Origin of the sequence: Geminicoccus roseus DSM 18922 (assembly GCF_000427665.1) — a bacterium.
Classification (GTDB): Bacteria; Pseudomonadota; Alphaproteobacteria; order Geminicoccales; family Geminicoccaceae; genus Geminicoccus; species Geminicoccus roseus.
This window is the reverse complement of record NZ_KE386572.1, coordinates 205,937-218,917: the sequence shown is the minus strand read 5'-3', so window position 1 is coordinate 218,917 and position 12,981 is coordinate 205,937. Positions and strand designations below refer to the sequence as shown.

Sequence of the window (12,981 nt, the reverse complement as noted above, 5' to 3'; positions counted from 1 at the left end):
GAAGATCAATCGACGGGGTCTTTGGCCGCGTCGGCCAGCCGGGTTTCCCGGGCCGCGTTCAGGAGCTTCGACAGCTTTTCCGCCAGATCGCGCTGCTGGTAGGGCTTGCCCAGGCGCGGGAGGTCGATGCCCACTCCGGCCGGAAGGTCGGCATAGCCGGTGGTCAGGAGGATCGGGATGTCGGGCCGCAGCTCCCGCGCCTTCATGGCGAGTTCCGCTCCCGTCATCCCGGGCATCGCATGATCGGTGACGATCGCGTCGACATGGGTGCCGCCCTCCAGGATCTCGAGCGCCTGCTTGCCGGACTGGGCATCGATGACGGTATGACCCAGGTCCTCCAGCATATCGACCGTGCTCATGGCGATCAGCGCATCGTCGTCGACCACGAGAATGGTGGAACTGGGGGCTGCGGTGACTTCCTGATCAGACGTTACGCCGCGTTTCACTTCCACCTCCGAGACGGGCAGCCAGAGTTCGGCGGTGGTGCCCTCGCCGATCCGGCTGACGATATTGAGTGTTCCGCCGAGTTGCACGGCAAGACCGTGGACCATGGACAGGCCCAGGCCGGTACCCTTGCCGAATTCCTTGGTCGAGAAGAACGGCTCGATGGCGCGCTCCAGGGTGCGCGCATCCATTCCGGCCCCGTTGTCCCGGACAGCAAGGCGAAGATACTGTCCCGGTGTCAGCGCCAGACCTATCGGCGGCGGCCTCTGGTCCAGTTCGATCGTCAGGCGCCCGCCATCCGGCATCGCGTCGCGCGCGTTGACGGTCAGGTTGAGGATCGCGAGCTCCAGCTGGTTCGAATCGACGATCGCCGGAGGCATGGCGTCGGCCAGCCGGAGATCAATCGAGATCAAAGGGCCAAGCGAGCGCTCGATCAGGGCATGCATGCCCTCCACCAGGAGACGAAGATCCACGGGTTCGGGCGCCAGGTCCTGGCGACGGGCAAACGCGAGCAGACGCTGGGTCAGCGCCGCCCCGCGCTGCGCACCCTGGAGCGCACCGTCCAGGTAGCGCTGGAGATGGGGCGAATCGGGGATCTTCTGGCGCAGGAGATCGATGTTGCCGATCACCGCCATCAGCAGGTTGTTGAAGTCATGGGCGACGCCGCCGGTAAGCTGGCCGATGGTCTCCATCTTCTGGGCCTGGCGCAGCGCCGCCTCCTTCTGCCGGAGTTCGGCGGTGCGCTCCTGGACCTGCTGTTCCAGCGTCTCGCTGAACCGCAGCAGTTCGGCTTGCGCCGTCTTCTGGGCGGTGATGTCGCTGGACACTCCGATCAGGCGGCGGGACCGGCCATCTTCAATGATCCGCGCGCGGATCTCGATCCAGTGCAGGCTCCCGTCCGGCCAGACGACCCGATACTCGATGAGGTAGTCGTCGCCGCTGGTGATGCTGTGCCGGACGGCCGCCTTCATGCGCGCCCGGTCAGCAGGATGGACGCTCTCGAGCAGTTCCTCGTAACTGAACGGGTCGTCCGGGGAGCGGCCGAAATTCATCCGGCAGTGCTCCGACGTGGTGAGCACCCCGGTCGCCAGGTCGTATTCCCAGGTTCCCAGGTGCCCGGCCTTCAGCGCCATGCTAAGGCGCTCCTCGCTTTCGCGGATCGCCTCCAGCTGGGTCCGGGCTTCGTACTGGCGCCGACGCCCGCGCAACGCATTCTGGACCACGCCGATCAGGGTGGTCGGATGGAAAGGACGTTCCAGGAAGATGACGTTGCCCAGCACGCTGGACAGGCGCGCCGCAACCGGGTTCTGTTCCGTGTCGGAGCCTCGTTCGGTCAGCAGCACGAACGGAAAATCAGACCAGGACGGCTGCTGCTCGATCCACTGCGCCACCATTCTCAGGTTCGAGGTCCGGAACGCTTCTTCCGTGACGATCGCAAGGCCAGCCCCCTCGGCCAGCCCGTGACAAAGGGCTTCCATGTCACAGCAGATCGTCGACCCAATTCCCGCTTCCCGCAGCAATGCCGCCGCGACGGAGGCGTCGCGCCCGGTGGGCGTGAAGACGAGAGCGCGTTCCGAGATCGTCACGCCCGGGCCGTTCCCAGAAGAGGATTTGCCTCTCCGGCATAGGTCGGCGCTCCAGTCAGGACCCCCTGGAAGCTGTGGAGCGGCTCGCCGATCAGGAGGCCCTGATGGGTGATCTTGAATTCGCGGATCGTGTCCTCGTGAAGGCCAGCCCGCTTCTTGATCACCGACATCGCACGCCGGACCCGGCCGTGCGCTTCGAAATAGCGAAGCAGGATCACTGTGTCCGCAAGATAGGTGATGTCGATCGGCGCCTGACCGTCGCCGACCAGCCCGTGCTGCGCCACCGTCAGGAAGGTGCTGGCCCCCTGCCGGTTCAGGTACTGCAGCAATTCGTGCAGATGGAGGATGACGGCATGCTCGTCGGGCATCGCCGCCTGGAAACCGTTCAGGCTGTCGACCACCACGGTCTTGACCTGATGGCTGCTGACCTGCTCGCGTACCCGATGGGCGAACTCGCCGGGCGACATCTCGGCGGCATCGACCTGCTCGATGAACAGGCGGCCCTCGCTGCTCAACTGCTCCAGGTCGATGTTCAACTTCTTGGCGCGGTCGAACAGCATCCCCAGTTCTTCGTCGAAGATGAACAGGGCCGCCTTCTCGCCGCGCTGGACCGCCGCGTGGGCGAAGTGCAGGGTGACGATCGACTTGCCGGTGCCGGCCGGACCGAGCACCAGCGTGCTAGACCCGCTCTCGATCCCGCCGCCGAGCAGTTGATCCAGTTCCGGGATGCAACTCGTGCTTGTCTGGCGGGCGATCGGACTGCGGTGCTCCGCCGCGACCAGACGTGGAAAGACCTCGACGCCGCCGGTCCGGATCGTCATGTCGTGGAACCCGCCACGGAACGCCTGGCCACGGTATTTGAGGACGCGCATTCGCCGGCGCTGCGCGCCATAATTGGGGGCCAGTTCCTCCAGGCGGACGACGCCGTGCACGACGCTGTGGACGGTGCGGTCGGCCGCTTCGGAGGTCAGGTCGTCGAGCATCAGCACGGTGGCGCCATGCCGGGCAAAATAATGCTTCAGCGCCAGGATCTGCCGGCGGTAGCGCAGGGAGCTCTGGGCCAGGAGGCGGATCTCGGACAGGCTGTCCAGCACGATCCGGCTCGGCTTCTCCCGCTCCACCGCATCGAAGATCATCCGGGTGGTCTCGCCCAGCTCGAGATCCGCCGAATAGAGCAGGCTCTGCTGCTGGTTGGCGTCGAGCAGGCTTTCTGGCGGCACCAGCTCGAACACCCTGATGTTCTCGTTCAGCTCCCAGCCATGCGATGCCGCGCCGGACCGGAGTTCTTGCTCCGTCTCGGAGAGAGTGATGTAGAGGCACCTTTCTCCCAGTGCCGCGCCTTCCAGCAGGTAATCCAGGGCAATGGTGGTCTTGCCTGTGCCCGGATTGCCTTCCAGCAGATAGACGTGCCCGCGCGCCAGCCCTCCGACGAGAATGTCGTCCAGCCCGGCGATGCCGGTCTTCGCCTTGGGCGTGGCGCGATCAACGGTCATCACGATAGCCTTTTCTCGTCCCAGGATCGGGCGGCAGGATCAGTGCCGGGCCATACTGACTTTTGCGCAAGGCGACGAGCACCATATCCAGTCCAACAGTCCGTCTTGGCTAAATATGGTGCAGTTCCGCCTCCAGGGCGATGGCTGGCACCATCGCCCGGTGATGCGGCGCAAGCCTCACCCGGCCAGGGAGCGGACCTCATCCGGCGTCAGGCGGATGCCGGCAGCCGCGACATTCTCCTCCAGATGGTGCCGCGAGGTGGTGCCAGGAATCGGCAGGATCATCGGGCTGCGGGCGAGCAGCCAGGCCAGCGCCAGCTGCGCGGGCGTGCAGTTCTTCATGCTGGCAGCCCCCGCGAGACGCCCGCTGCTCGATGCCAGGGGTGCGCCCGGGCGCGAGGCGTCGGCGCCGAGCGGTCCGTACGGGAAGAACACGATCCCGGCTTCCGTGCAGGCATCGACGATCGGGTCGTTGGTGAGGTCCGCCAGGCTGTAGCGGTTCTGCACCGAGGCGATCGGCCCGGCTGTCCTGGCGCGGTGGAACTCGTCGAGCGTGACGTTGGAAATGCCGACATGGCGGACCTTGCCCTCGCGGACCAGGTCATGCATCGCCCCGACCGACTCCTCGATCGGCGTGTCCTGGTCGACCCAGTGCAACTGCAGCAGATCGACATGATCGCGCCGGAGTTGCAGGAGGCTGGCTTCCAGGATGGTCCGGATCGCCTTCGGCCGCCCGTCGCGATAGTTGATTCCAGGACCGACCTTGGCGATCCCGCACTTCGTGGTGATGACCAGATTGTCCGGGTAGGGATGCAGAGCCTTGGCGACCAGCGCCTCGTTGAAGCCCGGGCCGTAGGCGTGCGCGGTATCGATCAGGGTCACCCCGAGTTCGACCACCCGGCGCAGGACGTCGACCCCATGTTCCTGGTCGGGATAAGGACCCCAGTTGCCTGGCTGCCCGGTCAGCCGCATCGCTCCGTAGCCCAGCCGGGCTACCTCGAGTTCTCCGCCGATCCTGATCGTGCCTGCAGCATTCGCGTTGACCGTCATCTGCTCTCTCATTCTAGGCTTGGATGCCGTGTTCGACAGCGACGTCCTGCCACCGCCATGGAACCGGGTCACCTGCCAACGGGCCGCCAATGAGAGGGTTTCTCAGAAAGCAGAACCGAATCTTTTTGTACGGCAAACATCTTCAGACGTGCATTTTGTCACAGACCGAACAGCGGCAGCCCGGTTAAACGTGTAGCTACGGAGCACCGATCATATATCCCGGTGATCCAGTCATGATGGCCCACAGGCCAGTTGATAATGATCTGGGTGCGGATGCTATCAGGCCCCGGCCGGATCGACGCGGACGCTTCTTTGCGGAAGGCGCGCCGAGCCGGTCGGGGTACTATAACTCACCCGATTTCGGTCTCGACTTCAGCTCGAGAGTTGCGTGGGCGGTGCAGGGAGATTGATCGCCCGCAGCCTTCCGGCCACGGCCTGCCTGCATAGATCTCCTGAAGTGCGTCAAGGCGGGCGCGAACCGCGCTGTCCCAGGGTGCTGACCGGGGCCCCAGGGAATCGATGTTGACGAGCAACATCTCGGCCGTGGCGAGGACGCGCTGGTTGTCGGCGCGCTGCATGGTGTGGAACAGCCGCAGGCGCTTGGCATCCAGCTCGATCGGCCGGCAACCGACCGTCACCTCCACGCCCACCCCCACTTCCTCCAGATAGCGGATGTGGGATTCCAGGGTGTAGACGGTCATGTCATGGGCCCGCCGCCAAGTGTCGTCCATGCCGATCAGATCGATCAGGCGGTCGGTCGCGTGACTGAAGACCAGGACGTAGTACGCCTCGTTCAGATGCCCGTTGTAATCGAGCCATTCCGGAAGGATGACGGCACGGTGAATGGGCTCCAGCTGATCCTGCCGCACGTCGTCACTCTCCCCTGCCGGCCTCGCCACGCGGCATTTATGCAATAGGAAGCTGCCGCCGTCTGCCGCCGCTGTTGAACTCGCGGTTGTTTTGGAGTGACCTCATGCGGAGGCGCCGGCACGACTGGGCGGCACCGGATCCGAGATCGCATCATGCGTCTTCCGACCACTTTTCTGTTGCTGGCGGTCCTGCTCGTCATGCCGGCTTGGCTTGGCCCGGCGTGGTCGCAGGACGACATGGCGGGAGCGGTCGAGGCGACCGGCCTCGACGTGTCGTCGGAGAGGGCCCTGCCGGAAGCCTGCGTCACGTTCGACCGCCCGCTGGCCCGACCTTCCGATGTCCTGCTGCGCTCCTTCGTCGAGGTCGCTCCGAAGGGCGATCACGCCCTGTCGGTCCGCAACGACCGCCTGTGCGTCTCCGGCCTGGAGCATGGCGCGACCTACCGCATCCTGGTGCGCGCCGGCCTTGCCGCGCAGGACGGCTCTACCCTGGCAGGCTCCGCCTCCTTCGAGGCTGCCGTCCCGGACCGGGCTCCGGCCGTGAGCTTCCGGGGCCAGGGCGACGTGCTGCCGCTGTCCGGCGACCCGGTCCTGCCGGTGACCAGCGTCAATGTCGACGAGATCCGTCTCGAGCTGTTCCAGGTCACCGACCGCAGCCTGGTCGAGCGGATCGCCCAGAACGCGATCGGCTGGCAGCAGAGCGGCTGGGACATCCGGCAACTCCAGGACCAGACCGGGCGGCGCCTGTTCGCCGGCAAGGTCCGGGTCGAGGCGGAACGCAATCGCGAGGTCACCACCGCCGTGCCGCTCGCCGGGCTGCTCGGCCCGCGCGAGCCCGGCATCTATGTCGCAGTCGCTCGCCCCGCCGACGATGCCCAGCCGCCATGGCAGAGCCTGCCGACCCGCTGGTTCGCCCTGACCGATACCGGCCTGTTCACCTGGCAGGGCGAGGACGGCCTCCTGGTCCATGCGGCCAGCCTGACCGATGGCCGGCCGCTTGCCGGGCGGGAGCTCGTGCTGATGGCCCGGGCCAACCGGCAGATCGCGACGGTGGTGACCGGGCCGGACGGCTTCGCGCAGATCCCGGCGGGAGAATTGCGGGGCGAGGGCGGCGATGCGCCCCAGGCTCTGTTCGCCTATGGGCCTGCCGGGGACTTCATCTGGCTGGACCTGGAACGCTCCGGCCTCGACCTGGCCGACCGGGGCGTCGACGGGCGGACGCCCCCCGGGGCGTTGGATGCCTTCCTGTGGACGGAGCGGGGCGTCTATCGCCCGGGCGAGACCGTCCATCTCGGTCTCCTGTTGCGCGACCGCCAGGCCGAGGCGGTGGCGGATCAGCCCCTGGTGCTGGTGGTGTCCCGGCCGGACCAGGTTGAAGTCGATCGGAAGCAGGTGACGCCGGCCGCGGCCGGCGGCGCGTTGGTCGAGTTGGAACTGGCGGCGAGCGCCTATCCCGGCACCTGGACGGTGACGGCGCATGTGGGGGATGGCACCGCGCCGATCGGCCGGGTGAGCTTCGCGGTGGACGACATCGTGCCGCCGCGCCTCGAGGTGAAGCTGGACGGGCCTGACCGCCTGGCACCGGGTGCCCGGGCGACGGTGCGGGTGCAGGCCGACTATCTGTTCGGAGCGCCCGCGGGCGACCTGCCCGTGGAGGCCGAACTGCTCGTGCGCCCGGCCGAGCAGCCATTTTCTGCCTGGAAAGGCTGGCGATTCGGCCCGGAGGAGTTGCCGTTCCTGCCAACCCGCCGGGTGCTGCCGCCCGGACGGACCGATGCGACCGGCGGGGCGGCGTTCGACATCACGGTGGAGGAACCGGGAGCCGGCCAGCCGCTCCAGGCGGTGCTGAGCGCCAGGGTCAGCGATGTCGACGGCCGCCCGGTCGGCAGCGAGCACGTCCTGGCGATCGCAGAGGCGGCCGGGCATGTCGCCATCCTGCCGGAGTTTTCCGGCGGACTGCCCGAGAACGGGATCGCCCGGTTCCGGTTCGGGGCCCTGGACGACCAGGGCCGCGCCCGCAGCAACGTCGCCCTGGACTGGCAGCTGTTCGCGGAGGAGGTCGACTATCTCTGGGTGCAGCAGGGGGGCGCCTGGAATGTCGAGACGGTGGTGACCGACCGGCCGATGGACTCCGGCAGCCTGCGCAGCGGCGCCGACGGCACGGTCGGCTGGACGCACCCGGTCGCCAGCGGCCGCTTCCGGGTCGAACTGGCGGAGCCCGGCACCGGCAACCTCGCGAGCGTGCGCTTCACGGCCGGCTGGTGGTCCGCGACCGACGAGGAGGAGCGGCCGGACCAGGTGGAGATCAGCCAGGCCGGGAGCGATGGGCCAAGCGGTGACCTCAGCCTGTTCGTGCGCCCGCCCTATCGCGCGCGGGTAATCGTGATGCTGGCCGACAGCCGGATCAGGACCCGGGTGGAGGCGGAGCTTGGACCGGAAGGTGGTCTGGTGCGGCTTCCGGCCACGGCGATCGAGCCCGGCGGCCTGTATGTCCTGGCCACGGCGCTGGCAGCGCCGGGTGCCGCGCATCCGCGCCTGCCGGCCCGCGCAGTCGGCGTGCTGCACCTGCCCGGGCCCAAGGCGGAGCGGACCCTGGAGGTGGCGCTGGACGTCCCGGCAACCAGCCGTCCAGGGTCGGACCTGCCGGTCGCGGTGACCGTCCAGGGGCTTGCCGAGGGGGAGAAGGCCTATGTGGCGCTGGCGGCCGTCGACGACGCCGTGCTGCAGATCACCGGGCAGCAGCCTCCCGATCCGGTCGGCTACTTCCTGGGCCAGCGCAGGCTCGGCCTGGAACTGCGCGACGTCTATGGCCGGCTGATCGATCCGGAAGGTGCCCGCGGCCGGATCGTGACGGGTGGCGATGCCCGCATGGCGCTCCAGTTCACCGGCAACCAGGTGCGCAGCTACGAGATCGTCAGCCTGGCGCAGGGTCCGGTGGAGATCGGGGAGGGTGGTCAGCGGACCGTTCGCTTCGATCTTCCCGACTTCGACGGCCGGCTCGACGTCACGGCCGTGGTCTGGAGCCGGGATCGCCTTGGCCGGGCGCAGGCCAAGGCGGTGGTGCGCGGACCGGTGGTGGCCGAACTGACCCGACCCCGCTTCCTCGGCACCGGCGACGAGGCGACCCTGCTGCTCGATGTCCATCTGGGCGAGGGCCCGGCAGGCCAATGGGCCGTGGACCTGACCAGCGAGGGGCCGCTGACGCTGAGCCCGAGCCAGCCGGCGCCGCTGCAGGTCAGGCCGGGCGCGAGCGTCCGGCGGACCGTCCATGCCAAGGCTGGCGACCTGCCGGGAACGGCGCGGATGCGGATGACGTTGACCGGCCCGGACGGGGCCGTGGTGGAGCGCCGCTTCGCCATCGAGGTGCGCAGCCCAAGGCCCCATCAGGCCGAGCGGACCATCGGCGACCTGACGCCCGGCCAGGAACTGGTGATCGACGCCGCGCTGGGCGGCCAGTTCCAGCCGGGGACGGCCGAGGTCGCGGTGACGCTCGGCCCCTTGCCGGAGCTTGGCTTGGCCCGGCTGGTCGACAGCCTGATGGCCTATCCCTATGGCTGCGTCGAGCAGACAGTCAGCAAGGCAGGGCCGCTGCTGGCGGCGCGCCGGCTCCGCCCGGCGCTGGGGCTGGGGCCGGAGCCGGCGGAGGCCTCGGTCGGGCTGCAGGATGCGGTGCGCCGCCTGGTGGACCTGCAGAGTGCGGGCGGGGCGTTCGGCCTGTGGTCGCCGACTTCGCCGGTCGAGACCTGGCTGTCCGCCTATGTGGGCGATTTCCTGCTGCGCGCCCAGGAGCAGCATGTCCACGTGCCGGTCCGGCCCCTGGACAAGCTTGCCGGGCAGCTGGCGATCGCGTTCTCCAGCGACGACACCACGCCGGCCGGGCTGCAGGGCAGGGCCTATGCCGCCTATGTGCTGGCCCGAATGGGCCGGCTCGACGTCGCGACCCTGCGCTGGTTCGAGGGGCGTTATCTGGCGGCGCTCCCCAGCGATCTGGCGCGCGCGCAGGTGGCGGCGGCCCTGGCACTCTCAGGCGACCGGCCCAGTGCCGAGCGGGCCGTCGCGGCGCTCAACGGCACGCGGGTGGCCGACGAGCCGCTCGCCGACTATGGCAGCGACCTGCGCGATGCCGCCGGCAGTCTCGCCCTGCTGGTGGAGAACGACCTGATCGGCACGGAGGAGCGCGACCGGCGCCTCGTCGAGATCGCGGCCGCCTATGGTGATCCCGGCAACCTGGATACCCAGAGCCAGGCGTGGCTGCTGCGTGCAGGGACAAGCCTGCTTCCACACGGCGGGGTGCCCGTCCAGATCGAGCTGGACGGCGTACGGCGTCCACCGGACGGGAGACCGCTCCAGCTGGCGCGGCCGCTTTCGCCCGACATGACGCCGATCCGTCTCGGCAACGCCGGAAGCGAGACCCTCTACCGGACAATCATCGCCTCCGGTCTGCCGCTGGAGGCGCAGCCACCAGCCCAGGAAGGCTTCTTCCTGAAGCGCACCGTCCTGCGGATGGACGGCCAAGTGGTGTCCGGGCAGCCGGAGCGGCCGGGGACCACCAAGACGACGCTCCGGCAGGGGGAGCGGGTGGTGATCCTGCTGGAGGGCCGGGTCCGTCAACCGGGGGAGCGCGACATCCTGCTCGTGGACCTCCTGCCGGCCGGCCTGGAGATCGAGCCGGTGCAGCTGGACGGCGGAGCCCAGCGGCAGGGGGAACTCGCCTGGCTGGGCGACCTGACCCCGCCGCTGACGACGGTCTCCCGGGACGACCGGTTCGCTGCCGCCCTGGCCGGCTATGCGGAACGCTTCCGGCTGGCCTACGTGGCGCGAGCCACCACGCCTGGGCGGTTCGTCTGGCCGGCTTCCCGGGTCGAGGACATGTATGACCCGGCGAGCTTCGCCCGCACCGCCGAAGGCCGGCTCGAGGTGATCCGGGAGTGATGGGCGGCCGGCTTCCCCGCTTGGTGCCGGGAATCCTGCTGGCCATGGCGATGCTCCTGGGTGTGGGCCTGGTGCTGGACCGGGCCTTTCCTCTGCCGCTCGGCCGGTTCCTCGACCGCTCGTCCCTGGTGGTTGCCCGGGACGGCAGCTGGCTGCGGGCATTCCCCGCCGACGACGGGCGCTGGCGGATGCTGACCAGGCCCGATCAGGTGCCGGACCTGTTCCTGGATCTGCTGGTGGCCGCCGAGGACCGGCGGTTCTTTCTCCATCCGGGTGTCGATCCCCTGGCCCTGGGCCGGGCGTTCCAGCAATGGGCGACACGGGGAGAGGTCGTGTCGGGCGGCTCCACGCTCACCATGCAGGTCGCCAAGCTGATCGACCCGCAGCCGCGGACGCTGGGCGCCAAGGCGGTGGAGATGTTCCGCGCCCTGCAGCTCACGCTGCATCACGGCCGGAACGAGGTGTTGGCGATGTGGCTGACCCTGGCGCCGTTCGGCGGCGACCTGGAAGGCGTGCGCAGCGCTTCCCTGGCATGGTTCGGCAAGGAGCCGTCGATGCTGGGCCCGGCCGAAATCGCCCTCTTGGTGACCATGCCGCGCTCTCCGGAGCGGCTGCGCCCGGATCGGTACCCGGCGGCGGCCCGCGCTGCCCGCGACGGGCTGATCGCCCGCCTGCAGGTCCAGGGAGCGCTGACTGCGGACACCGCCGCCGCAGCGACCGCCATGCCGGTGCCGCGCCATCGCCGGCCCTTGCCGATGCGGGCGCCACATCTGAGCGAGCGGCTGGTGGCGCGACTGGCGCCAGGAGACGATGAGCTTCCCACCACCCTCGATCCGGCCCTGCAGGACGGGGTGGAGCGCCTGCTTCGGGCCGCGGCTGCCACGTTGTCCCCACCGATCGGGGCGGCCGCGGTGGTCGTGGAGCAGGACAGCGGGAGCGTGCGCGCCTGGGCGGGCTCCACGGACTATTTCGACCGCCTTCGCCACGGCATGGTCGACCATGTCACCGCGGTCCGCTCTCCCGGCTCCACCCTGAAACCGTTCGCCTATGGCCTGGCCTTCGACCGGTTCCTCGCCCACCCGGCCACGGTGGTCCACGACGAGCCGCGCCGCTTCGCCGACTACGCGCCGGACAATTTCGACGACGGCTTTTCCGGCGAGGTGACGGTCGCGCAGGCGCTGCAGCGGTCGCTCAATCTTCCGGCGGTGACGATGCTGGAACGGCTCGGGCCGATCGGCTTCGTGCAGGCCCTGGACGATGCCGGGCTGCCGCTGCGCCTGGCAGACGGCCAGCAGCCCGGGTTGCCGGTGATCCTGGGAGGCGTCGGGGTGACGCTGCTCGACCTGGTGGCGGGCTATGGGGCGATCGCCGCCGACGGCCGGCTCCGGGCGCCGCGGGTCCTTTCCGACGCGCCAACCGATGCCGGCCGGCCGCTTCTGTCACCGGCCGCCGCGGCGGCGCTGCGCACGATCCTGGGCGGGGTGCCGCAGGCCTCCGGCGCGCGGCCGGACCGGGTGCTCGCGTACAAGACCGGCACCTCATTTCGCTACAAGGATGGCTGGGCGGTCGGCTTTGACGGGCGTCATGTCGCGGGCGTCTGGGTCGGTCGTTCCGATGCGGCAAGCTGCGGCCGGGCCTGCACCGGCCAAGGCGGCGCCGCGCCATTGCTGGCGCGGATCTTCGATCTGGTTGACCCGGTGCCGCTGCGCCCGCCTCCCCCCGGCAGCCCGTTCCAGGGGGCTGCACCCGCCAGTCTGGCCCGCCTGGCAGGTCCCGACAGTCCCATGGCTGGCCAGGGGCCGCCGCTCCGCCTGGAGTTCCCTGCGGACGGGGCGGTGCTGGACGTGGCCGCGGATGTCCCGATCCCGCTGCGGGCCCGGGGCGGGACCGTCCCCTACCGCTGGTACGTGGAGGGCCGGCCGATTGCCGGCTTGCCCGGGCGCCGCCGGGCTGCGGTCTGGCGGGAGCATGCCCCGGGCTGGAGCGAGATCACCGTGGTGGATGCCGCTGGCCGAAGCGCGCGGGCGAGGGTCCGGCTGGCGGTTCCCTGGTCAGGCCGGGCGGTCCGGGCCCACCTCGAGTTCCCGGGTGGCGCCGAGCATGGCGTCCCAGAAGGCGTCCCGGGCCAGGAAGCTCTCCAGGGTGTCGTCCTGGGTGGCCGCCAGGATCAGGAAGGCGAAGCCCGGTAGCTTGGCCAGGTGCGCCCGGAGCATGGCCGGATCCGCGGTGCGCAGCCAGGCGAGGGCCGGGGCATGCTCGTGCTCGCGGCAGACCATCAGCCAGGTGAAGGCCTGCCAGACGGAGCCCACGACCGGTGGTTCCTTCAGGAGAACGAAGGTCTCGGTCAGGACGTCCTTGATCTGGCGGGCGTAGTCGCCGACGGCCCGGGCCTCGGACGAGGTGAGGGCCTGCCGGTTGATGACGGCGGTGATCTCCTGGTGGCCAAGTCGTTCGTTGGCATCCACCCAGAAAAGACGATCCAGTTCCCTGGCCCGGTCGGGCCAGGTGAGGTACTCGATCCGGAGAGACAGAGCCTGGGCGCGTTCGATTGCTGTCCGACGAAGGGCAGGTACCTCGGTGCCTCCCCAAGTGTCAGATGAACCGTCG

The 12,981-nt window shown here is 69.3% G+C and carries 6 protein-coding genes; 2 read left to right on the top strand and 4 right to left on the bottom strand.

Translation table 11 applies throughout. The annotated features are described in order from the left end of the window. Positions 1-5 precede the first annotated feature (5 nt). From GEMRO_RS0102380 to GEMRO_RS0102365, 4 genes are all read right to left on the bottom strand, one after another. Complete coding sequence (locus GEMRO_RS0102380) at positions 6-2,030, bottom strand: hybrid sensor histidine kinase/response regulator (protein WP_027132735.1); 2,025 nt, start codon at positions 2,028-2,030, stop codon at positions 6-8. Continuing rightward, on the bottom strand, positions 2,027-3,523 hold the full coding sequence (locus GEMRO_RS0102375; RefSeq protein WP_027132734.1) for an ATPase domain-containing protein: 1,497 nt from the start codon (positions 3,521-3,523) through the stop codon (positions 2,027-2,029). Before GEMRO_RS0102375 ends, GEMRO_RS0102380 begins: the two co-directional genes overlap by 4 nt. A 177-nt stretch (positions 3,524-3,700) precedes the next feature. After that, entirely contained in the window at positions 3,701-4,573 is an 873-nt protein-coding gene (locus tag GEMRO_RS0102370; RefSeq protein WP_027132733.1) for an aldo/keto reductase, read from the bottom strand. Positions 4,574-4,923: 350 nt separating this feature from the next. Then, a complete protein-coding gene (locus tag GEMRO_RS0102365) occupies positions 4,924-5,442 on the bottom strand; it encodes a thioesterase family protein (RefSeq protein WP_035484620.1) in 519 nt (172 codons plus the stop codon). 153 nt (positions 5,443-5,595) lie between these two features. Here GEMRO_RS0102365 and GEMRO_RS0102360 point away from each other — a divergent pair, with 153 nt between their 5' ends. Together GEMRO_RS0102360 and pbpC are read left to right on the top strand one after the other, a co-directional pair. Next, positions 5,596-10,374, top strand: coding sequence for an alpha-2-macroglobulin family protein (locus tag GEMRO_RS0102360; protein ID WP_027132731.1), 4,779 nt, complete (start codon positions 5,596-5,598; stop codon positions 10,372-10,374). A gap of 44 nt (positions 10,375-10,418) precedes the next feature. Next, positions 10,419-12,563, top strand: coding sequence for a penicillin-binding protein 1C (pbpC, locus tag GEMRO_RS27060; RefSeq protein ID WP_240476577.1), 2,145 nt, complete (start codon positions 10,419-10,421; stop codon positions 12,561-12,563). The last annotated feature ends 418 nt before the right edge of the window (positions 12,564-12,981 follow it).